The sequence below is a fragment of the Myxococcus sp. MxC21-1 genome (assembly GCF_032612255.1).
In the GTDB taxonomy this organism is placed as follows: domain Bacteria; phylum Myxococcota; class Myxococcia; order Myxococcales; family Myxococcaceae; genus Myxococcus; species Myxococcus virescens.
In genome coordinates, this window is the sequence record NZ_CP123278.1 from 7,584,513 (window position 1) to 7,605,788 (window position 21,276).

General features: G+C 66.5%; 16 protein-coding genes and 3 pseudogenes. 3 read left to right on the forward strand and 16 right to left on the reverse strand.

From position 1 onward, the window contains the following. Window positions 1-1,510 precede the first annotated feature (1,510 nt). Genes rlmN through QEG98_RS33800 form a run of 3 tightly spaced genes read right to left on the reverse strand, consistent with a single transcriptional unit; the run spans window position 1,511 to window position 3,195 of the window. On the reverse strand, window positions 1,511-2,620 hold the full coding sequence (gene rlmN / locus QEG98_RS33790; protein ID WP_316564219.1) for a 23S rRNA (adenine(2503)-C(2))-methyltransferase RlmN: 1,110 nt from the start codon (window positions 2,618-2,620) through the stop codon (window positions 1,511-1,513). Between the two features lie 45 nt (window positions 2,621-2,665). Then, window positions 2,666-2,830 (reverse strand): hypothetical protein, encoded by a 165-nt coding sequence (locus QEG98_RS33795; RefSeq protein ID WP_316564220.1) that lies wholly within the window; start codon window positions 2,828-2,830, stop codon window positions 2,666-2,668. Then, a complete protein-coding gene (locus QEG98_RS33800; protein ID WP_316564221.1) occupies window positions 2,827-3,195 on the reverse strand; it encodes a hypothetical protein in 369 nt (122 codons plus the stop codon). The genes QEG98_RS33795 and QEG98_RS33800 overlap by 4 nt, the downstream gene beginning before the upstream one ends. Window positions 3,196-3,731: 536 nt before the next feature. Between QEG98_RS33800 and QEG98_RS33805 the strand changes: the two genes are divergently transcribed. After that, the gene (locus tag QEG98_RS33805; protein WP_316564222.1) at window positions 3,732-4,112 is read left to right on the forward strand and encodes a hypothetical protein; all 381 of its coding nucleotides are present in this window, start codon (window positions 3,732-3,734) and stop codon (window positions 4,110-4,112) included. 355 nt (window positions 4,113-4,467) lie between these two features. Here the strand turns inward: QEG98_RS33805 and QEG98_RS33810 are convergent, their stop codons facing one another. The 11 genes and pseudogenes from QEG98_RS33810 to QEG98_RS33860 form a co-directional block, all read right to left on the reverse strand. Continuing rightward, complete coding sequence (locus tag QEG98_RS33810) at window positions 4,468-4,701, reverse strand: hypothetical protein (RefSeq protein WP_316564223.1); 234 nt, start codon at window positions 4,699-4,701, stop codon at window positions 4,468-4,470. Between the two features lie 171 nt (window positions 4,702-4,872). Continuing rightward, complete coding sequence (locus tag QEG98_RS33815) at window positions 4,873-6,273, reverse strand: family 2B encapsulin nanocompartment shell protein (protein ID WP_316564224.1); 1,401 nt, start codon at window positions 6,271-6,273, stop codon at window positions 4,873-4,875. A 42-nt stretch (window positions 6,274-6,315) separates the two neighbouring features. After that, entirely contained in the window at window positions 6,316-7,713 is a 1,398-nt protein-coding gene (locus QEG98_RS33820; RefSeq protein WP_141594373.1) for a family 2B encapsulin nanocompartment shell protein, read from the reverse strand. Window positions 7,714-7,766: 53 nt separating this feature from the next. Next, the gene (locus QEG98_RS33825; RefSeq protein ID WP_316564225.1) at window positions 7,767-10,031 is read right to left on the reverse strand and encodes a family 2 encapsulin nanocompartment cargo protein terpene cyclase; all 2,265 of its coding nucleotides are present in this window, start codon (window positions 10,029-10,031) and stop codon (window positions 7,767-7,769) included. An 867-nt stretch (window positions 10,032-10,898) separates the two neighbouring features. After that, window positions 10,899-10,997, reverse strand: a pseudogene (locus QEG98_RS42405) (diphosphomevalonate decarboxylase); the annotation flags it as partial. A 52-nt stretch (window positions 10,998-11,049) separates the two neighbouring features. Beyond that, a pseudogene (mvk, locus tag QEG98_RS42410) lies at window positions 11,050-11,981 on the reverse strand (mevalonate kinase). A gap of 4 nt (window positions 11,982-11,985) precedes the next feature. Continuing rightward, the gene (locus QEG98_RS33840) at window positions 11,986-13,314 is read right to left on the reverse strand and encodes a hydroxymethylglutaryl-CoA reductase, degradative (protein WP_316564228.1); all 1,329 of its coding nucleotides are present in this window, start codon (window positions 13,312-13,314) and stop codon (window positions 11,986-11,988) included. Between the two features lie 33 nt (window positions 13,315-13,347). Then, window positions 13,348-14,403 (reverse strand): type 2 isopentenyl-diphosphate Delta-isomerase, encoded by a 1,056-nt coding sequence (gene fni / locus QEG98_RS33845; RefSeq protein WP_316564229.1) that lies wholly within the window; start codon window positions 14,401-14,403, stop codon window positions 13,348-13,350. Between the two features lie 304 nt (window positions 14,404-14,707). After that, entirely contained in the window at window positions 14,708-15,094 is a 387-nt protein-coding gene (locus QEG98_RS33850; RefSeq protein ID WP_316564230.1) for an RDD family protein, read from the reverse strand. A gap of 299 nt (window positions 15,095-15,393) precedes the next feature. Beyond that, on the reverse strand, window positions 15,394-15,702 hold the full coding sequence (locus QEG98_RS33855; RefSeq protein ID WP_316564231.1) for a hypothetical protein: 309 nt from the start codon (window positions 15,700-15,702) through the stop codon (window positions 15,394-15,396). Between the two features lie 367 nt (window positions 15,703-16,069). Next, on the reverse strand, window positions 16,070-16,300 hold the full coding sequence (locus QEG98_RS33860; RefSeq protein WP_316564232.1) for a hypothetical protein: 231 nt from the start codon (window positions 16,298-16,300) through the stop codon (window positions 16,070-16,072). Window positions 16,301-16,628: 328 nt separating this feature from the next. Here QEG98_RS33860 and QEG98_RS33865 point away from each other — a divergent pair. Then, window positions 16,629-16,956: pseudogene (locus tag QEG98_RS33865) on the forward strand (PspA); the annotation flags it as partial. 185 nt (window positions 16,957-17,141) lie between these two features. Here the strand turns inward: QEG98_RS33865 and QEG98_RS33870 are convergent. Next, window positions 17,142-18,608, reverse strand: a complete 1,467-nt coding sequence (locus QEG98_RS33870; protein ID WP_316564233.1) for a zinc-dependent metalloprotease — start codon at window positions 18,606-18,608, stop codon at window positions 17,142-17,144. A 718-nt stretch (window positions 18,609-19,326) separates the two neighbouring features. Here QEG98_RS33870 and QEG98_RS33875 point away from each other — a divergent pair. Continuing rightward, on the forward strand, window positions 19,327-20,433 hold the full coding sequence (locus tag QEG98_RS33875) for an acyltransferase (protein WP_316568008.1): 1,107 nt from the start codon (window positions 19,327-19,329) through the stop codon (window positions 20,431-20,433). 489 nt (window positions 20,434-20,922) lie between these two features. Here QEG98_RS33875 and QEG98_RS33880 read toward each other — a convergent pair whose 3' ends face one another. Continuing rightward, window positions 20,923-21,183 (reverse strand): DUF421 domain-containing protein, encoded by a 261-nt coding sequence (locus QEG98_RS33880; RefSeq protein ID WP_316564234.1) that lies wholly within the window; start codon window positions 21,181-21,183, stop codon window positions 20,923-20,925. Between the last annotated feature and the right edge of the window lie 93 nt (window positions 21,184-21,276).

Consider the following 21,276-nt stretch of genomic DNA (forward strand, 5'->3'; position numbering starts at 1 on the left):
GTCAGTCCACCTTGACGCCGAAGCATGCCTCGACCGGCGACGAACAAGTTCAGCGTAAAGCGGACATGATCTGCCCCCGCCTTCATTGGGGGCCCTACACTCAGGAGGCCATTCGAAGTCCCGTGCATGAAATGACGCGTTCGCTGACGCCCGCGTGGCACTGGACCCGAATTTCCGGTAGCCACAGGGGATCTTGAGAGTTCCCACGTCGTCTATCTGGTGTACCCAGACAAGCTCGGAATGAAGCGCGGCGAACCGATGCAGGGGCAATGTGGTGGCCCAGGATATGAGCAATGTTTCTTCGAAGCTTGCACCATTCACATCCGCGTTGACTGGGACAATCAGGACTGGGCGACGCGAATTGCAGAGAGGCGTGGCGTGAAGCCGGATAGCGACCTACTCTCATTGGCACATGAATTGCACCCGCAAAATTGACTGGGTAACCGATAATGTCAAATATGGAGGTGAGGCCTTTGCTGACCATGTCGCGACACTGGTTGAGAGCTATCGGCAACACTCCTCGCCAACGTGCCGCAGCTCTTGCACTCACCTGCATATACGGATGCACGGTTCCCTCTGTGAGAGCCCCTATCCCCAACGACATTCAGAACGAGGAGGTCAGCAGCGAATGCCAGAGGGCTCGTACCATCTTCAAAATCGATGCCGAGCGACATAACAACTGCGTAGAAGACGACGACTGCCACACAGAAGACCTCCGCGTGTTCCCCCAAGGATGTTGCTTTTCAACGTCATGGACTTGGCGCCAGCGCAGGGAAAGCCGTGCTCTTCTCAATACGGCCTACATCCAATGCGGCGGTGTGGCGGACTATTACTGCCCCAGGTCATGTACTGCCGCATGCATCGAAGGGAGATGCGTTGGCAGGATTAAACATCCAGACGGAGCACCACCCGCCCCGTAGAGACTGCTCGCAGCTCGTTTGTTCATGAGATGCGCCCACGAAAATTGACCATGTAATTTCTGGGCGCGCCTCCCGACACAGCCACGTCCCCCTGTTCGGAAACCACATCAGGCGATTCACACGCCAGATGTGGTTTTTCTCCACCACGGGGCTCTATTGAGCACCTCTTCCACCGGCTGGACACTCCGGTTGCCCGCTACACCCACCCAAACAGGGTCGCCGCGTCACTCGCGTGGCAAGGCCAGCCCGCCAGTGCGTCAATACCAGTGAGCGAGGCGCGCACGAGGCCGTCGAGTTCCTGTGCGGGTGAAGCGGGGTGGAATCACCAAGGGCACAGCACAGCCTCGGGGGACAGGTGCCTGCCCTCTACCGCTCGCCCAACCCCCGAGGCTTCGGGGAGAGGAGTGCGAAGGCGAGCGCCTCGCCGAGCAGGGCGCCTGCCCCTCAGGTCGACAGACCGAGCTCCAAGCCGCGCCAGCTCCCCCCATGATGTTTCTCGTGTTTTCCATCGCAGTCTCTAGAGAGAACCACTGAGAACCCGGCCTCAGCGACCTCGGGGGGACGACGGAGCCGCACTGAGCCAGCCGTAGTCATCCACGCGGGTCGCCGGAGGGGCGGCGTCGACCGAGGCGGACCAGCGATTCAGCGCGCAACTGACCGCACGCCGCGTCTATGTCTGCCCCGAACTGCTGTCGTCGCGTCGCCCCGACACCCAGGCGATGCAACCGCGCCACGAAGTCGTCGACCTTCGAGGACGCTGGGGCCCGGAACGACGGGTCTGCCCCGAAGGCCGCATTGTAGCGGATGACACTGACGTGAAAGAGCTCAGGCCTGGATCGCCGCTGCACGAGTCGCGCGAGTGCAACGAGATGTGCCTCGGAATCGTTGATACCTTCGATCAGCAGATACGCCAAGTAGGTCTTCCGCCGTGCGCGCAGAACGTGTCGATCCAGGATCGCGAGATTCTCCTCGAGGGGGAACCGACGCTCGAGCGGAATAAGCTGTGCGCGTTGCTCGGGGAACGGAGAATGAACCGAGAGCGTAAGGGTGACCTGCGGGTGCACCTCGGTGAGCGTCGCGAGGGCCGGCGCGAGGCCAACCGTCGAGACGGTGATTCGACGCGGTGACAGCCCACCATAGCTCGGCGCCGTGAGCACGCTCAGCGCAGTGAGCACGTTCGGGTTGGCGAGAGCCTCGCCCATCCCCATGAACGCGACGCTTTTCGGAGCGCCGCCCGGCTCTGAACTCCAGCGCTGGTGCACGACTTGAGCGCAAATCTCGTCGACGCTCAGGTTGCGCTCGAGCCCCAAGGCGCCCGTGGCGCAGAACGAACAAGCGAGACCGCAGCCTGCCTGAGTGGACACGCAGACCGAGGACCAGCCAGCGCGGTAGCGCGAGAGAACTGTCTCGACACGCGCACCAGTTCGCGTGCGGAAGAGCACCTTCTCAACCTGCTCTCCCGTACGCACTGCTTCGACATCGAGGGGAAGGACGGTCAGCCCGAAGCGGGCGACGAGCTGTTGCCGGAGGTCGCTCGGCAGGTCGCGGACCTCGTGGAAACTCTGGGCGCCGCGCTGAAATGCCGTCACCAACTGGTGGTAACGATACAGAGGCGCACCGAGCCCGCGAAGGAAGGAGTGAACCTCGGCGAGGATCCCCGGAGGAGGGTGTGGGAGTTCGTTTACGGTGCTGCGACGCATGGCAATGACTCCTGAAGGGACGTTGGTTTTGGAGGGAGGAAGCGCTCACAAGGCGGTGCCGTATTCCACTCGCAGCGACCGCGTCGTGACGTGAGCGGCGAAGATGTCGTCGTGGGTGACCAACACCACGGCCCCCGGACATGCCTCGAGCGCCGCCTCCAGTCGCTCGCCGCTCGGTAGGTCCAGATGGTTCGTCGGTTCGACCATCACCAGCGCCCAGACCTGCTCAGCAAGAGCCCCAGCGAGGTCTGCCAGCGATTCCGCTCGCCGGACGGGAGCATCGACCCGTGTTCGAGATCGCTGGGGTCGAGCGCGAGGCGTCCGCGCAGCGCGGCCGCGACGCCGTCGTCCCGTGCAGCAAGAGCGTCGATGCCTTCGTGCTCCGGTGTGAAGACGACGGTGCCTTCGTGCGGGGCCCGCTGCCCAGCGAGGCTCGAGAGCAGCGTGGCATTGCTGGCGCCGTTGGCGCCAGCGAGCCCAGAGAAGCCGCTGCCAAGCGTGAGGGAAACCGAGTCGAAAATGGGAGCGGACGCCACCCAAGCGGCGCTGCCCCCGTGCAGTCGCAGCACGGACACGAATCACTCCAAACCCAAGGGCGCACGGCTTCCGTGCGCGGTTCGTTCGAGAGGACGACGTGCGTCCTCGAAGCGGATGGGGTTCGGGTGACTTAGGCCATAATGGCGCCGGCCGGACCAGCGCATGCGCTGTATAGCACACGACCTACGGATTCCAGCCCATTGCCTGCGACCACTCGACGACATCCCACCGGGTCGGCCTGTTTGGCGCGCCCCTGCGCGCTGGCTGCAGGCGCGGCGGTCCGCACAAGGCCACCAGCGCGTAGCCTGAAGGGATGCCCCCGGCAGGCATGCCCGGTCGGGGTTGCTTCAGCCAGGGCGGTCTACAGACAGGGCCGGACACGCGGGAGCCGGTGCTGCCCGTTCATTGGGTGGCCTAAGTTCCTACATGGTCCGGCGCCTCAAGCCTGTGCGACGACTAACTACACCCTCCCCTTCTGAAGGATGGCGGGGAGCTATCCCCAACCCGCAGTATCCGGGTAAGCGTCCGGCCCCTGGCAGCGCATTGTGAAGATGAGCCTCACGTTCATGGTGAATTGGCGTGGACCATCGGCGAGCGACGCGTGCCGTGCATGGGCTTCTGGGGGCCGGAAGATGTGTGCCTCGGGCAGTGGTGGGACGAACTCACCGGGGCCGTAGCGGCACTTGCCGACAGACAGCCCTACACCCTCGACTCGTGCGAGCAGGGCGACCCCGCCGTCCTCTTCGAGCGCACGGACGCGTCCCTCCACCTCTCCATCGTCGCCGGCATAGGTGGTGGCGCCCCGCATCCCGAGTGGCAGAACGCGGAGTTTGCCTGGGACGACCTGGGCGCAGCACTCCGGCGCTTCAAGCACGACTTGCGGCAGCTTCTTGAGTTGAAAGGCCCGCCCACGTTGCCAGCGGAGTGGAAGAAGCGTTTTTCAGAACTGGTGTGACAGAAGTGCATCGTCGAGCCGCCAACCTGTCCGAACTTGACGGGGCAACTCCAGGGGTTTCCACGCGCCAGCAGGCGGGTCGCGCGGGCTGCGCCCCTGTCAGGGAGAGGTCATCCATGGACTTGCTCAGGCTGCTGAGATTGTCCAGGGCGGAGAGCGGGAGGGGTAGGAAATGCCGTCGGACCTGAGCCGTATCATGGGCGCAGACATGATGCGTCGCTGACGTGTCAATGACGGGTACACACAGCCTCTCCAGCGCGGCGCGCGCACACCTTCCCTGGCCAGCCAGAGCTGGCGCAGCGGGCGAATACGACTGTCTGCAGGAATGCTCCGCGCCCGCCACGCCCATGGCGAATCAACTGGCACTGCTGGTGGGCGTGAAGTCCCAGAGACGGGGACGGGCTGCGACACGTAGCTGCAACTGCTCATCGGCGCCGGCGCGCCGAGCGTCCAGCTTCACCAACGTCTCCAGGCACGGGGCTTCCGCACGCGGGTGAAGGTACGCAAAGGTGAAGCCGCCAGGGCGTACCACCACTCCGATGGCAATCCCGACGATGACGGCCAGCATGGTGCGGGAAGCGAAGGTCACGCGGCTCGACCGACATGGCATGGCGAACCAGCGCGGGAGAAGATTCAGGAGCCTCCACCGCTCGACAGCCGGGTACCCACAGGGCCTGCGCCCGGTTCCACCAAGGAAAACGGGCCCGACGCGATGGACGCACCGGGCCCGTCCTCCTGATTCACGACGCGAACAAGCGCCTCAGCCGCCGAGCGCCACGTTCTCCAGTACGCCCAGCGCGTCGGGGACGAGCACGGCGGCGGAGTAGTAGGTGCTCACCAGGTACTGGGTGAGGGCCTGGTCGTTGATGGCCATGCGCTTCACGGTGAGGCTCGGCTCCACCTCGTCGGGGATGCCCGCGTTGTGCAGGCCCACCACGCCCTGGTCTTCCTGACCGATGCGCATGGCGATGATGGAGGTGGTGTTCTCCCGGGTGATGGGCAGCTTGTCGCACGGGAGGATGGGCACCCCGCGCCACGCCTGGAACTTCGCCCCGCCCACGTCCACCACCGTCGGGTACAGACCGCGCTTGTTGCACTCCCGGCCGAACGCCGCGATGGCGCGCGGGTGGGCCAGGAAGTATCGCGTCTTGCGACGGCGCGACACCAGCTCGTCCATGTCGTCCGGCGTCGGGGGCCCCGAGCGGGTGTGGATGCGCTGCTTGAGGTCGGCGTTGTGCAGCAGGCCGAACTCGGGGTTGTTGATGAGCTCCCACTCCTTGCGCTCCTTCAGCGCCTCGATGGTCAGCCGCAACTGCTCCTGCGTCTGGTTCATCGGGTCGTTGAAGATGTCCGACACGCGGGTGTGCACGCGCAGGATGGTCTGCGCCACGCTCAGCTCGTACTCGCGCGGCTTCAGCTCGTAGTCCACGAAGCCGCCGGCGATGATCGGCTCGCCGTGGTGGCCCGCCGTCAGCGGGATGGCCGCCTGGCCCGCCTTGTCCTGGGGCTTCTTCAGGTTCGCCTTGTAGCGCTCCACGTGCGCCTTCAGCGCCGGGGACTGGGTGATGAGGGACTCGAAAATATCCTGCGGCAGCGCCATCACCGTGCAGGCCGTGACGGCCTTGACGGTGAAGGGCCACACGTCGTTCGACTCCACCACCGCCTGGTCGCCGAAGTGGTCGCCGTCCGCCAGCGTCTCCAGCACCACGGGGTCGCCGTACTTGCCGGCCGTCAGCTTCTGCGCCTTGCCGTGGGCGATGAGGATGACGTGCTCGGCGGACCTGCCCGCCTCCACGATGGTGTCCCCCGCCTTGTACTGCTGCTGGGTGAAGCGGCCCGCCAGCGTGCGGATGAGCAGGTCATCCACGTCCTGGAAGCCCCGCATCAGCGGCAGCTTGAGCAGCTCCTGCGGGATGATCTCCACCTTGACGCCGATGTTGCTGAAGTTCAGCCGGTCGTCGCCCACGGTGTACGTCAGCCGCCGGTTCACGCGGTACGTGCCGCCGGACACCTGCACCCAGGGCAGGATGCTCAGCAGGTAGCGGGGCGATATGCCCTGCATCACCGGCTGCGTCTTGGTGGTCGTCGCGAGCTGGCGGGCGCCGGCCGTGCTCAGGCTGGTGCCTTCGTTCGCCGCCAGGTCCTTGTCTGGATTCGCCATGAGAATGCCTTCCGTTCGGTTGCGAAGTCAGGGGGACGACGACTAGGAGCGGCCCAGCTCCACGCTCTCCAGGATGCCCAGCGCGTCCGGCGTGAGCACCGCCGCGGAGAAGTACGCGGTCACCAGGTAGTTCATGATGGCCTTCTCGTTGATGCCCATGAACCGGACGTTGAGGCTGGGCTCGATCTCATCCGGGATGCCCGCCTGGTGCAGGCCCACGACGCCCTGGTTCTTCTCACCCGCGCGCATCAGCATGATGGACGTGGTGCGCGACTCGCTGATGGGCAGCTTGTTGCAGGACACGATGGGGATGCCGCGCCACGCGGGCACCATGTTCCCGTTCATGTCGATGCTGGTGGGGTAGATGCCGCGCTTGTTGCACTCCTGCCCGAACGCGGCGATGGCGCGCGGGTGGGCCAGGAAGAACGACGGCTCCTTCCACACCGTGGCCAGGAGCTCGTCCATGTCGTCCGGCGTCGGCGCGCCAGAGCGGGTGTGGATGCGCTGCTTGAGGTCCGCGTTGTGCAGCAGGCCGAACTCGCGGTTGTTGATGAGCTCGTGCTCCTTGCGCTCCTTCAGCGCCTCCACGGTCAGCCGCAGCTGCTGCTGGGTCTGGTTCATGGGGTCGTTGAAGAGGTCCGCGACGCGCGTGTGGATCTGGAGGACGGTCTGCGCGACGGCCAGCTCGTACTCGCGCGGGTGCGTCTCGTAGTCCACGAAGGTGCCGGGCAGCACCGGCTCGCCGTGGTGGCCGGCGGCCAGCTCGATGGCCTTCTGGCCGGCGGTGTCCTGCTTCTTCTTGGAGCGGGCCTTGAACTTCTCGATGTGCTTCTGCAGCGACGGCACCTGCGCCACCACCGCCTCGAAGGCGGACTGCTGGAGGATGAGCGCGATGACCGGCGTAACGGCCTTGGCCGTGAACTGCCAGTAGTCCTGCGACTCCAGCAGCGCCTGGTAGCTGTAGTGGTCGCCGTCCGCCAGCGTCTCCAGCACCACCGGCTCGCCGTACTTGCCGCGGCCGATGCGGTTCACCTTGCCGTGCGCGATGAGGACGATGGAGTCCGCTTCCTTGCCGGCCTCGGTGATGACCTCACCGGCCTTGAACTCCTTCTGCTCGAAGCGGTTGGCCAGCGCGGTGAGCGCGTCCACGTCCTCGTAGCCGCGCAGCAGGGGCAGCTCGCCCAGCTCCTGCGGAATCACCTGCACCTTGGCGCCGGTGCTGGTGAAGGTGACGCGGCCGTCCCCCACCGCGTAGGTCATGCGGCGGTTGACGCGGAACGTACCGCCGGACACCTGCACCCACGGCAGCAGCTTGAGCAGCCACCGCGAGGAGATGCCCTGCATCTGCGGCTCGGACTTGGTCGTCGTCGCCAGCTGACGCGCCGCCTGCGTGCCGAGGCTCTGGTTGTTGTCGTCGAACTTCTTGATGTCGTTGGACATGGTTCACCCCTCTCCAGGTTGAAGAATCAAAAGGCTTCGGACTGCGGTTGAACTCAGGGCTTGCCGCCGTGGAACAGCTCGGCGATGCGCATCGCGGACATGCCCAGGCCGGAGACCTTCCCGGCCTTGAACTTGGGCGACGCGTCGTGGATGAGCTCGGTCTCCGTGTAGCGGGTCACCTCCGCGTGCCACCGGGGGATGCCCGCCATCCACTGCTGGAGCTGCTCCACGTACTTGTGCAGCTTCTCCTGCGCCTTCGCATCCAGGCCGAAGGTGCGGATGACCACCGGCAGCTCCTTGGCCACCAGGTGCTCGAACTGCTTCATGCGCGCGGTCATCAGCTCATTGACCGTGAGCACCGCCGTGTCCTTGTCCACGCCGAGGAACTTCTGGACCACGAGCACGCAGTTGTTGAGCTCGCCCTCGAACTCAATCTCCTTCTGATAGGAGAAGAGGTCGTTGACGAAGCAGGCGTAGTCCGCGGCGGAGTTCTCCAGCCCGCGCAGCGTGCGGGTGTTGAAGACGTCCTCCGGCACCGCGTCTCCCTTGGAGAGGCGCGACAGGCTCATGGTGAGGTCCGAGCCGAACGTCTTGCGGCGCATCTCCACGTAGTCCACGGGGTCCGGCACGCGGTTGAGCAGCTGGTTGTTCAGCTCCCACACCCAGCTGTCCGTCATGTCCTGGATGGCCTTGCGGAACAGCTTGCGGCTGCGCGGCGACAGCGGGCCGGCGGTGCGCTTCCACAGGTCCGCCAAGCCCAGCTCCACCGGGTTGGTGGGAACGGCGGCGTTGGCGGCCTCCACGTCATCCGGCATGAACTGGCCAAGCCGCGCGGTGAACAGCTTCGCGCCCGCAATGTCCCGCGTGTTCGCGTAGAGCATGGGGAAGTAGTCGTCCGCGTAGGTGCCCCAGACGAGCCAGCACGCCGTCAGGTCCAGCTGCTCCGGGGTCGCGTCCGGGTGGATGTACGCGCCGCAGAGAGCCACGTCCGCCGCGTCGAACTTGTGGTCGTCCCAGACGTAGAACCCCACGACGGGAACCACCTCCAGCATGCCCACCCGCCGCGCCCACGCCTTGGAGTTCTTGCGCGCGCGATCCAGGTGCGGGCTCAAGTACGTGCTGTACGGCATGTAGAACGGCGGCAGCTTCGTGGGGCCCACGTGCTGGCGGGGCACGTGGCTCAGCGAGCGGGCGCGGGGCCCCAGCCCCAGCCCGCCGGCCGTCAGCGGCAGCCGCAGCGCGGAGGTGCCCAGGCCTGAGGGAACGGGAATGGACAGCGCCGGGCGCTCCTCCGAGTGCTGGTTCATGTAGCGGTTGGAGCGCATGTGCCACTCGTGGCCGCCGGACTGCCAGTCCTGGAGTCCGCGCAGGTACGTGAGCACCTGCGCCTGCTCCACCGGGTTGAGCCCGTACTCCGCGAACAGCCACGGCAGCTCCGTGGCGAAAGTGGTCTCGAACTGCTGGAGCCGCGACGTCAGCAGGTCGTTGACCAGGTCCGCCGCGCGCTGGGTGTCGCAGTCGAGGAACGTCTCCACCACCAGCACGCCGTTGGAGAGCTCGCCCTCCTCCAGGATTTCGCGCTCGTAGGAGAACAGGTCGTTGCGCAGGTGCACCGCGTCCGAGAACGTGTCCTTGAAGACGCGCATCGGCCGGCTCTTCACCACGCGGTCCGGTATCTCCGCGGCGACGGCGTGCTCCACCAGGTCCGACGACCAGGGCGCGCCGCCCACCTTGCGGCGCATCTCGATGTACTCGATGGGATTGGAGATGCGCGCCTCGCTGATGTTCTCGATCTCCCACATCGATTCATCGAGCAGGTGCTTGGTGTTCTCGAAGAAGCGGCGGCGCCAGTCCATGGACATGGACGGCACCGTGCGCTGCCACAGGTCCCACAGGGCGCGCTCCACCGGGTTGACGGGCTCCGGCGGCGTCTGGGACATGTCCAGCGGCATGAACAGCGGCAGCCGGTCCAGGTAGGCCTGGCCGCCCTTCACGTCGCGCGAGTACTTGAAGACCTCCAGGAAGTGGTCGTCGAAGTAGAAGACCCAGACGTACCAGTCCGTGATGAGGTCCAGCTCCGGCCCCGGCGCCTCCGGGTGCGTGTACGCACAGAGCAGCGCGTAGTCCATGCCGTCGAAGCGGCGCTCGGACCACACCTCCCGGTCCGTCCCATCCCGCGGCGGCCCCAGGATGCCCATCTGGTATGACCACGCCTTCGTGTGCGCGCGGGCCGACTCCAGGTTCGGGTTCAGCCGCGCCGGCCAGGGCACGTAGAACTCCGGCAGCTGGAATGGTTGCTTCTGTCTCCCCTTCGACATGCACACCTCTCGTTGGTCCCAAGGAATTGCGCTGACGTCCAGCAGTCAACTCCACGAATGACAGTCTGAGTCAAGATATATCAATCCCTCAATAGGGATTCGCGGAGATTGGCGACGGCCCACCCGGCTCAATGGGTGAACAGACAAGAGTCCAGCGACGTCCATCTCCGCTGCGCGAAGTCCGGGACGAACCAAGCCTCGAGGAAGCGCAGCGGGTGCCGCGCGAGCAGACCCACCCGTCGAGCGAGCCGCCCCAGCACCCACTTGCTCGCGCGAAACGGACGCAGTTGGCTTCAGGGGGGGTCATTTCATCCCCCTCCGGCGCGCCTAGCCTCACTTCGCCAAAGGACTCCCGTCACTCACAGGCGAGAAACCACGGTTCGAAGCAATGACACACAACTTCACAACCGCCTGTTTCACGAATGACTCCATTCATCGAACCTGAGTCGAGCCCCTGCAACGAGGGTGCCATGATACGCCAGGCCACATCAAGCGTGATTTGAGGAGGATGAAACAGCCAGGCTCCGTGTTTGACACGTCAGCCGCATTTGCTGACGCGTCAACTGGCCTCATGACACGCCCGTCTGCGGCGCCTTGACTCACAGCCGGGTTCGGCTGACCCGAGCCGCTGGGCATAGCTGCTCGTGGGATGACCCGACCGATTTCCGAGAACTTACGTCGACGCGTTCTCGATGCGCGAGAGGAGCGCGGCAAGACGTACGAGGAGTTGGCAGCGCAGTTCCGCGTGGGCCGGGCCACGGGTAGCGCAGCACACCGCCCGCGAAGCTCGTCGCCACGTCCCCACCACGCCCCTTCCCGCCCTGCCCCAGCGTATGCGCAGCACCAACCCGGGCGCGCAGCGAATCACATCCACTCGCAGAACCCACCCTGCACGCTCCGGCACGCCGAGCCGCTGCCCATGCGCGCCAGGATGCTGGCCGCGCGGGGCTCCGACGGCAACCCCGCCTCACCAGGGCGATGTTGGGATGCGCCAGAGCTGTGGCTTTCATGGGAAGACTCACGACGCCCGCGGACCCGCGAGCTGGCTGCTGAAGCAGCGCACGCCCATCCGGGTGAGCTTCGTCACCACGGGCTTGGGCTCCAGGAACAGGCCAATGACGGCCCCACCATCTCCACCAGCTCCGGTCAGCTTGGCGCCCAGCGCCCCCAGCTCCCGCAACCGGTAGACCATCTCTTCCAACGGCGGCGACGACAGGCCCAGCGCCGCGAGCAGGCCCTGGTTGACGTTCATCGCGTCGCCCAGTGCCTCCAAATCTCCCGCCGCCACCGCCTTCGCGCCCTCCGAGGACACCCGTCCAATCTCCGCGAACAGGCGCTCGTAGCGCGACGGCCAGCGAGCCTGCCGCTCCCGCAGCGCGCCCACCGTCTTCTTCGTGGGGCTGCGCTCACCCGCGAGCGTCACCACCACGTGCAAGGGCTTGGGGCTCTCCACCACCTGCCCCGTCCCCTTGGCGGCCCCGGCTTGCGCCAGTAGAGGACCAACTGCTCCGCCGCGCTGGTGGTGTGGTCCACGCCGGACGGCGTGCCGTGGAACTCCTGCTCCATCGCCCACGCCACACGCGCCGCGTCCTTCGGCGTGGGCACCTTCCCCGCCGCCTGGAGCAGCAACCGCGCGCACGCCACCGACAGCGCCGCCGAGCTTCCCAGGCCCACCGCCAGCGGCAGGTCCGCCTCCAGCGACACCTTCACCGGCGGCGCGCCCGTCACCTCCGCTGCACGGGCAAACGCCGCCGTGAGCTGCGCCCGCTGCGGGCGGCTGAGCGTGGAGGGCAACGCGAGCTGACACGCCTTCGCCGGCACGGCGCGCGCCGTCACGCCCTGCGACAACGGCCCGGCCAGGGCCGGGTGCCCGTACACGACGCTGTGCTCACCCAACAGGATGACCTTGCCGGCGCCAAAGGCCGACAAGGATTCAGGACGAGGAGCCACGGCGTCAGACCGTGGTGCCGGTCGCGGCCGCGGCATCCTCGGCGGGGAGGTTGGCCAGCAGCTCGCGGGCCTTCTCCACCTTCACGTGGCCCGCCTTCACCAGCAGGTTGGCAATCTTCTCCACCCAGTCGCCCCGCGCGCCCGCCGTCACCGCCACGCAGCGCGCGTGCATCGCCATGTGGCCCTTCTGGATGCCCACGCTGCCCAGCGCCCGGAGCGCCGCGAAGTTCTGCGCCAGCCCCACCGCCGCGAACACCATGGCGAGCTCTCGCACCGACGTCGTCTGCATCAGCTTGAGCGCCATCTGCACGCCCGGGTGGATTTTGATGGGCCCGCCCACCGTCCCCAGCGCCATGGGCAGCTCGATGCGGCCCACCAGGTGGCCCTCTTCCAGGTACCAGGTGGACAGCGGCCGGTACTGCCCGTTGCGGCAGGCGAACGCGTGCGCGCCCGCTTCAATGGCGCGCCAGTCCTGCCCCGTGGCGATGGCCACCGAGTCAATGCCATTCATCACGCCCTTGTTGTGCGTGGCCGCGCGGTACGGGTCGGCCTCCGCGAAGCGGCTGGCCTGGGCGATGCCCTCGGCAATCTCCTCGGCCGGCATCTCGAAGTCCGCCAGCAGCGGGATGGGGATGCGGCACATGGCACGCGCCAGCCGGCGGTCCGCCAGGTTGGAGAGGATGCGCAGGTACACCTTGCCGCCCGTCACCTGCTCGATAAGTGGCGCCACGCCCTCCGCCATGGTGTTGATGAGGTTGGCCCCCATCGCCTCCTGGGCGTCGATGATGAGGTGGACGATGAGCAGCGGCTCGCCGCGCGGCCCTTCCGGGGCCGGCAGCACGCGAACCTCGACGTCCTTCGCTCCGCCGCCACGCGCCACCATGGCCGGGTGGAAGCTGTTGGCCAGCGCGAGAATCTGCTCCTTGTGCTCCAGGATGCGCTCGGTGGCCACCGTCGGGTCGCCGTAGCGCGACACCTGCACCTGGCCAATCATCAGCGACGGGTCCGCCTCGCCGATGAAGCCGCCCGCCTCCCGGACAATCTTCGCCGCGAAGGACACCGCCGCCACGACGGACGGCTCCTCCACCGCCATGGGCACCAGGTAGTCACGTCCGTTGACCTGGAGGTTGAGGCCCAGGCCCAGCGGGAGTGAGAAGGTCCCCACCGCATTCTCAATCATCTGGTTCGCCAGGACAGGCTGGAGCGCCTCCGAGCCCAGCAGCTGCTGCAGGTCCTCGGGCGTGAGCCGGAACATGCGGGAGAGGTGCGCGTGGCGCTCCTCCATTGGCAGCTTGTGGAACCCGGGAAGCCGGGACGTCACGGTGTCAGACATGTTTTTCCTTCCAGACTTCAGCGCGGCCACCCGCTACAGCGCCGCCAACCAATCCTTCAACTCTCCGGTGACCACCCGGGGCCGCTGTCTCAGTTCAGCGCAGCTTCTGCTTCCCGTCAGCACGAGCGCCTGCCGCAGGCTCGCCAGGATGACCTCCAGCGCCACCTCCGCCGCCTCCAGCCCGCCCACCTGCTGCGCGCGGAACAACGGCAGCGCCATGCCGGCCAGGTTCGCCCCCAGCGCCAACACCTTGGCCGCGTCCAGCCCCGTGCGCAGGCCACCGCTCGCCACCAGGTGGACGTCCGGGCCCACGGCCCGACGCACGGAGGCCAACGCCGCCGTGGGAATGCCCCACGCGCTGAACTCCGCCCCCAGCTGTGCCTGTACGCCCGACGCGCGAAGTTGTTCCACGCGCACCCAGGACGTCCCGCCCAGGCCAGACACGTCGATGTTCCGCACGCCCAGGTCCACCAGCCGCCGCGCGACGTCCGGGCCAATGCCGCAACCCGTCTCCTTCACCAGCAGCCGGTCGCCAAAGGCCTTCACCAGCAGCTCCACCACGCGGTAGCCGCCCTGGAAGTCCCGGTCGCCTTCGGGCTGCGTCAGCTCCTGGCCCGCGTTGAGGTGCAGCGCCAGCCCGTCCGCGCCAATGCCGTCCACCAGCCGGCGCGTCCCCTCCACGCCCAGCCCAATGGCCTGGAACATGCCGATGTTGCCCAGGAGCGCCACCGTGGGCGCCACCTGCCGCACCTGGAAGGACGCGGCCCGCGAGGCGTCCTCCGACATGGCGCGCTGGCTGCCCACACCGAAGGCCAGGCCGTGGCGCTCGGCGAGCAGCGCCAGGTCGCGATTCACCGCACCCGCGCGCTCCGTCCCACCTGTCATGCCGGTGACGAGCAGTGGGTAGCGCAGCCGCTTGCCCAGGAACGCCGTGGACAGGTCCACGTCCTCCACGGCCATCTCCGGCATCGCGCAGTGGACCAGCTTGACGCACTCCAGCAGGGTGCTGTTACCGGTGGGTTCGACGTCACCCACGGCGCAAAGGTCGAGGTGCGCATCCTTGCGTCTGGCTGTGATGTCGTCGCCCATCTCGTTGAAATCCGGTCTGCCCTGGGTGGAAGGCGCGTAAGTGCCTGAATGGCCAAAGTTTCCTGAGCAAGCACGGCGGCCAAGGTGCAAGCCAAAGGGCCCGCGAGGTCCGTCTCCGCGTGTGGTCAGCAAACCTGAGTCGAGCCCATGCAACGACGGCGCCATGATGCGCCAAGCCGCATCAAACGTGATTTGAGGAGGATGAAACAGCCAAGCTCCGCGTTTGACACGTCAGCCTCAGTTGCTGACACGTCAACGGGCCTCATGACACGCCCTGGGCCTACCAAAAAATGCGGTCGCTGGGTCATGCGGACATCAACGCGAGTGAGCGCGGCGCTCGAGGGGCCTTCACGGCACGCGTGCCGGCCATCCAGTCGTGAAGACACCGCCGGTCCTCTCCAACGACGAAGAGGGCGTCCACGAGGCCGAACCAGCCGCAGTAGCTGCAGAGCGCAATCGGGAGCGCGTTCCTCAGCAGGGCAATGCGCCACACCCCAGCCGGACAACCGGCGCTCCGGACGACTCGAATTCCCAAGAGCCTCTTGCCGAGGCTCGCCCCAGTGCCGCGAATCAGGCTCACCTGAACGAGCAACGCGAGGAGCGCCGGGACGTAGACAACTGGAGCCTTCATCGCCGGCTCGCCCGGCAGCGCCAGGCACCGGAGGACGCCCAGGAACAGGGACGGGAGCACGAGCGCGGCGCCATCGACAAGGCTTGCCGCGAGCCGGGCCCTGCGCGTCGCCAACTCCGGAGCTGCGTGAAGGCACTGAAAGCACAGGCCCGCCGACGGTTTCAACCGCGCCGACGCTCGGCGCGTCCGCGGTCGGTTCGCGACGCCGCACAGATGGGGCAGTACCTATCCAAAATTCGGTCGCTGCGTCATGAGCGCGCCAAGGCCAGTCGCTCAGTGTGTCAATGCGAGTGAGCGAGGCGCGCGGCTGTCGAGCTCCTGTAACGGTAAGTTGTCGCATCGGCTGACGTGCCGAGCAGCTACTCCAACTTGACCTCGACACCACCCCCGAGACGCAATGCGAGGTTCGCGAGGACTCCACTGACGATGCCAACAGCAAACCCGGCGATGCCGTACAAGATGCAGGCTCCCGCCACCAGCAGGAGCATACCTCCCATGTCAAACTCACCGAGGTGCATGCTCTTGCCGAGAATGGAATTGGCGCCACGCGGTCCGAGCAGAAGCATCGCCGTGCTCGTCAGCGCCCCTAGGACGATGCCGACCAACGCATAGAAGGTACCCAAGCACTTGCCGAGCGAGATGACGCCGACGCCGCGAATTACCGTCATTCCCAATCCTCCCCTCCGCCACAAACGGGCAGGCCTTTCACCGATTCATCCCTCTAAGCAGCGGACTGGGCGGGCGAAAATAGGAGGCTGCGCCTACTACCCATGATTCAGTCACTGCGTCATGAGGGCATCAAGGCCACCACCGGCCTTGCGTCAATTCGAGTGAGCGAGGCGCCCGGGCTTCGCGCGTCCCTGCTCTGCGAGGAAGTCTGAAGTCATCGTCACGCACATAGCCACGCCAGCTCGATGTGGCGAAGGGGGTCCTCGGGCATCTCCACCTTCGCGGTTCGTGCTGCGCGGAAGGCCTCGCCCATCACGCCGATGTCCGGGGCCACGCGCGCCTGGCCGTCCAGCCAGGAGCGGCTTGCTATCTCCGCACGCAGGTGGCTCTGCCCCAGCCGGCGAGCATCGGCATCTGCTCCTCATCGTTGGAGCGTGGCAGCTTGGCGCCGCGCGCCAGCACCGCACTGAGGAAGCCATGGACGGCACTCGCGCGGACAGCGCACGCGTAGGCCAGTTGCTTGTCGCTGACGGCCTGGAGGGGCGGCTCCTCCAGCGCCTCTACTGTGAGGACCACGTGCGGCAGGACGACGTACACGCAAGCCCACCTCGAGCTGGTCCGCGAGCGCGTCAGCCGCATCACGCCGCTGGACCGCGCGTTCTGCTCGGGCGGAGGTGATACCAAAGCGCTCTTCCAAAGATTGGAGCACTGGCCCCGTCGTGCGCGGCACCTCGTCGTCCACCCCGAGGACGGCAGCATGGAGGGCGCCATCCACCTCCGACACCTCGACGTAGGCGTCCCGGGCACGCCGGGCACTCGCGACACTTCGCACGCGGTACAGCCTCGGCGCTGGCCCCCGCATCATGGCCATGCTGCTGTCCTGGCGGTGGAGATCCGCCGTCCCACGCAGCCACCGCCCGCGCTGAAGCGCAAGCCCACGGTGCCCGTGCGAAAGTGGGTGAAGACGGAGGCTGCGCCGAAGCCCACGCGGGCCGCGCCAGCGCCCCAGAAGAGCCGCGGGCGCCCGCGTGCGGTGGGACGCACCGCGACGGCCGCCGCCCCCAGCGCCAATCCCAGCCCCGAGGACGTCCACCTCGTACGAGGTGGGGCAGGAGGTGCGTTACAAGCAGGGGCGGGCCAGCTTCTCGGCGAAGGTGAAGGCCATCGACGCGAAGGCGAAGACGGTGACGTTGGAGCGTGTCTCCGACGGCAGGCAGGTGGTGCGCCCCTTCGACCACGTGACGCCAGCCTGAGGAGGGACTTCGCGCCCCTGTGATGTGCCCGCTGAGTTCGTTGGCCGATAGGGTGTTTTTCAGCCAACAGGCCCCCCTCGCCTTGCAGGCAATGGGCGGCTGAGTTCGTGGAGCGATGTCACGCCCCTGGGCAAGAGGGGCGCCGTGTCGACGCTCACGCAGACACGGCGCCCGGAGGATGGTGCCTATGGTCCCGTCAGGCGGTTAAGCGTGAAGGAGGGCCGGTTCCACGTCCCGCCGGGGAAGCTCACTGCGGAGGAGGCAGCCATGCCACCTGGAGTGCCCGCCGAGCCATTGACGGTGAAGGTGCCCGCGGCCGTCCCCGACGTCGACGTTGGTCCAGTGCAACCCGGACAGAGATTCGTCCCGGTGACGTACGTCATTGGGAACACGAGCGACGTGGAGGCGCTGTTCACCACGCCCTGCAGCCACACCGGATTGCTGCCCTGATAGACGGTCAGGTTGAGAACGTGGGTGTTGCCCTGTGTATTGAAGCTGCCGCCCCAGCCGGGCTCCGCGCCGTTGTACCAGAGGCCATTCAGGTTCATCACGGTGCTGCCGCCACCGAAGGCCAGGAATTGGATGGGCTCGTTGCCGGAGAGCGAGCCCAGCTTCCAGTAGAAGCGCCACAGGCCGCTGCTATAGGTGATGCGCAGGGTGCCCACCACGGAAAACGTCGCGGAGGAGCCCGTCCAGGAGGTCTGCAGCAGATCGCCCCGCCACTCGCCGGCCTCCGCGACGAGGTAGGCCTGGTACCAGATGGGCACGCCCGCGGCCGTGTACGTGTACCAAGTGACGTGGATCTGGTCGGAGGCGAGGTGCTGGATGTCCAGGCCGTTGCCAGAACGCGCCGGGTTGTACCAAGGGCCCTTGTCCGGGCGGGGCGGGAGCGCCGCATACAGGTAGGTCAGCGCGCTGAGGTCGCCGGAGGTGAACTCCCCCGTTTCGACCGAGCGGAAGCAGGAGTTCATGAGCGAGCCGCCGACGGTCGCCGTCGTCGGCGTGCCCGGGATGTGGATGGCGCCGACGCCCGCGTCACCTTCGTTGCCGCCACTGCCGCAGCTGATGCTGCGGTTGTAGTAGTCCGTGTGGCGCAAGCCGATGGTGTGGCCAATCTCGTGCGTGATGACGTGCTCGATGACGTCGACGCTGTAAGTGGAAAGCCCGCCGCCGATGTTGATGGTGCCGTACGGCAGCCCGCCCGAGGGGAATCCCGCCGAGCCTCCAACGACACCCGGCTGGATGACCGCGTTGATGGTGAAGCTGCAGCCGGTGCTCGGCGTGCGCGCCATGGCGAAGGACAGCGGCAACTCGTCGTAGTTCTGGATGGCCAGGTCGAGTGCCGTGCTGAAGCTGCCGGTGAACGTCGAGCCGTTGATGCAGATCTTCGTCACCGCCGAGCTGATGAGGTTCGTCGTGTGGTACTGCTCCTCGGTGCTGTGGTCCCGCGCGAGCATCTCGCGCGATGCGGCCAGCGAGACCTCGGCGTCTCGCCCGACGTACACCTTCCCGTCGACGACCATGATGTCATCGGCCGGAAACCCGGCCTCGGCCAGATTGTCGACAATCTCCTGCGTCTCATCGGGCTGTCCGGCACATCCGAACATCAAAGCACTGCATCCCACCGCAAGGACGAGACTTTTCGCAAACATGGATACTCCTTTGGTCGACCAGAAGTACATCCGTTCGCGGGGTTGCCGCGCCCCGCAGGCGACACTCCTTCCAGACAATCTCGCACAGTACGCTGAAGCCAGACTCCGTGTCGACGAAGGCATATACCCGTAATGCTTCGCAGTGCCCTGTACCGGTGCAGGCCTGACCCTGAGGGATCCCCTTATTGAGCGAGTGGGGACGCCTCGTCCTCCACTTCCTTCCCCCGTACTGCCCCAGGGCAATCGCATCAAGCGGGTGTGGCTCGACCTGCATGCCAACGTCACCCGTAACCACCGCTGCCGTCCCCTGGCCAGGCTCATGCCCCGGGTGCATGCCTACCTCTCCGCTCGCAATGCCTAGCGCTCCGCCAGTCCATTCCTGCGTCGAATCGACGGCGCTGTGTACGCAGAGGACCTGAAAGCAAGAAGGCCCTGCCCGAAAGCAAAGGCAGGCAGGGGTTGAAGTGGAAGCAGCGGCGGGAGAATCTGCCGGGGAATCCTGCCTTGGCGTTCGCGAAAAGCACGGCGTTCCAGCCCACCCCGCTTTCCCGAAAGTGCGGCATGGCGAAGAACATCGGGGCGTGGGATTTGGTGCCGCACTTCTGGAGATGTCGCCTAGCATCCAGCGCATCCCCACCGCTGAAGGCCGACTCCGCTGAACGCCACCGAACCGCGCCACCTCGCCGGCCTGGACCTGCTCCGGTGCCTGGCCATCCTCATCGTCGTCCTCTTCCACTACCCGCGCCCCGACGGCCACGAGGCCTATCGGATGCTCGCCAACTTCGGATGGACGGGCGTGGAGCTGTTCTTCGTGCTGAGCGGCTTCCTCATCGGCTCGCAGCTCCTGGAGCCGGCGTCCCGGGGCGAGGCACCGTCTCTAAAGCGCTTCTACCTGCGGCGCTCGTTGCGCATCCTGCCCCCCTATTTCTTCGTGGTGGCCCTGTACCTCTTCATTCCCGCGTGGAGTGAACGCCCCGTGGAGACGCCCGCGTGGCGCTTCCTCACCTTCACGCAGAACTTCGGACTGCGCCTGAACGGCTTCTCCCACGCGTGGTCGTTGTGCGTGGAGGAACACTTCTACCTGGTGCTGCCCCTCACCGTGCTCGCGCTGCGCGGGCGCGTCCGGGCACCGCACCTCCTCGCGGGCGCGGTGGGGTTGATGGTGGCCGGCATGCTCCTGCGGGGCGGCCTGTGGCAGCGCCACTTCTCGCTGCTCGGGCCGGGTGACGCAGGGTGGCGCGGTTACGACACGCTTCTGTACTACCCGACGTACGCGCGGCTCGACGGGCTGACGTACGGCGTATTGCTCGCGGCGCTGCGCGTCTTCCGACCCGCGGCCTGGGAGCGCTGGACACGAGGGGCCCGCGCCGGAGGCCTCGCGTTGGTGGGACTCGTGTGCCTGGGCGGAGTGTTTTGGATGAACGAAGAACACTTTCGGAACCTGGCCCACACGATGCTCGCGTTCCCCATGACGTCGTTAGGCTACGCGGCGCTGCTCATGGCCATGGCGGGCCCCACCGCCTCGCGCGTGTGCGCCCGCATCCCCGGCGCAAGAACCTTCGCGGTGCTGAGCTTCACCGTCTACCTCACCCACAAAGCCGTGCAGCACGGAGTCCGCGTCTCACTGGAGCCCTATGGCATGGACGCATTCCACCCCGTCACGCTGTTGGGGGGCGCAGTGGCGGTGCTGCTCGCGTCGCTCGCTCTGCACCACGGCGTGGAACGGCCCTCGTTGAAGTGGCGCTCGCGGCTGGAGACGCGGCTCGTCCCCGAGCCTTCGCCCCAACCCGCCACCCTGGTGGACACCAGCACCATGGCGCGCTAGCTGGGGCGGACGAAGGCGAAGTTCGCGGACACTCAATCGGACCCCGAATTTTCCCGATTTCACCTAACCCCATGATGTTTCTCGTTCTTTTCCTTCGCAGTTTCTCGAGAGAGCTCAGAGAACGAGTTCGCGCAGGGCTTCATTCGGAGCGCTGAACGAAGGGCTCTGCCAACCGGTAGGGTCCTTTTGTTTTACATGGGCCTCGCGATGAATATCGCGGGGCCTTCGTGCTTGATCCTACAGCTGTAGTTCGGAAAAAGCCGGTACCGCCTCCTTGTTGAAAGAACTGGAGGGGGGAGCGAGGCTTCCCATGTCGTCGACAATCGACGTAGAGACGCGAGCGCACGAGGTGCGCCTGGTCGCGCGGAAATGGAAGAGATTGGGGCCTGGCTGCAGCCCCACTTCCGCAGGCGCGAAGCACATGCCGCCGCAGTGGAGTACGTGAGGGCGCTACTGGGGTGCGAGCAGCGGAAGAATGCGTGGAGCCTTTCAGAGGACGCGTGGCACGGGCTCCTTGCGCGCCACACGGATGACGCTGTTCATCCCGCTCGGCTCAAGGTAGGCGCGGGCGACTTCCTTCACGTCCGTGACCCCGTGCATTCGCAGCTCCGCCATCAGTTCCTCACGATTCATGAACTCACGACGCAGAGCATGCTGATTTATCTGCCCGTCACGAATCAGCGCCACGGGCCGGGACTTGAGCAGCGGAATGAGAGCCGGCCACCGGTAAGCCAACGCGTCAATCGCCACGCTCCAGGCGGAGATGGTTGCTATCACCAACAGGCTGTCGAGCAGCCCCGCTGCGCCGACACCGCGGGGTGGCGGAGCGCACCAAGTCATCTC

Coding starts and splice junctions, on each gene's coding strand:
- QEG98_RS33855 (WP_316564231.1), bottom strand. CDS start 15,702: ATGACGGTAATTCGCGGCGTCGGCGTCATCTCGCTCGGCAAGTGCTTG.
- rlmN (WP_316564219.1), bottom strand. CDS start 2,620: ATGCGTCGCAGCACCGTAAACGAACTCCCACACCCTCCTCCGGGGATC.
- QEG98_RS33820 (WP_141594373.1), bottom strand. CDS start 7,713: ATGTCCAACGACATCAAGAAGTTCGACGACAACAACCAGAGCCTCGGC.
- QEG98_RS33870 (WP_316564233.1), bottom strand. CDS start 18,608: ATGTTTGCGAAAAGTCTCGTCCTTGCGGTGGGATGCAGTGCTTTGATG.
- fni (WP_316564229.1), bottom strand. CDS start 14,403: ATGGGCGACGACATCACAGCCAGACGCAAGGATGCGCACCTCGACCTT.
- QEG98_RS33825 (WP_316564225.1), bottom strand. CDS start 10,031: ATGTCGAAGGGGAGACAGAAGCAACCATTCCAGCTGCCGGAGTTCTAC.
- QEG98_RS33815 (WP_316564224.1), bottom strand. CDS start 6,273: ATGGCGAATCCAGACAAGGACCTGGCGGCGAACGAAGGCACCAGCCTG.
- QEG98_RS33840 (WP_316564228.1), bottom strand. CDS start 13,314: ATGTCTGACACCGTGACGTCCCGGCTTCCCGGGTTCCACAAGCTGCCA.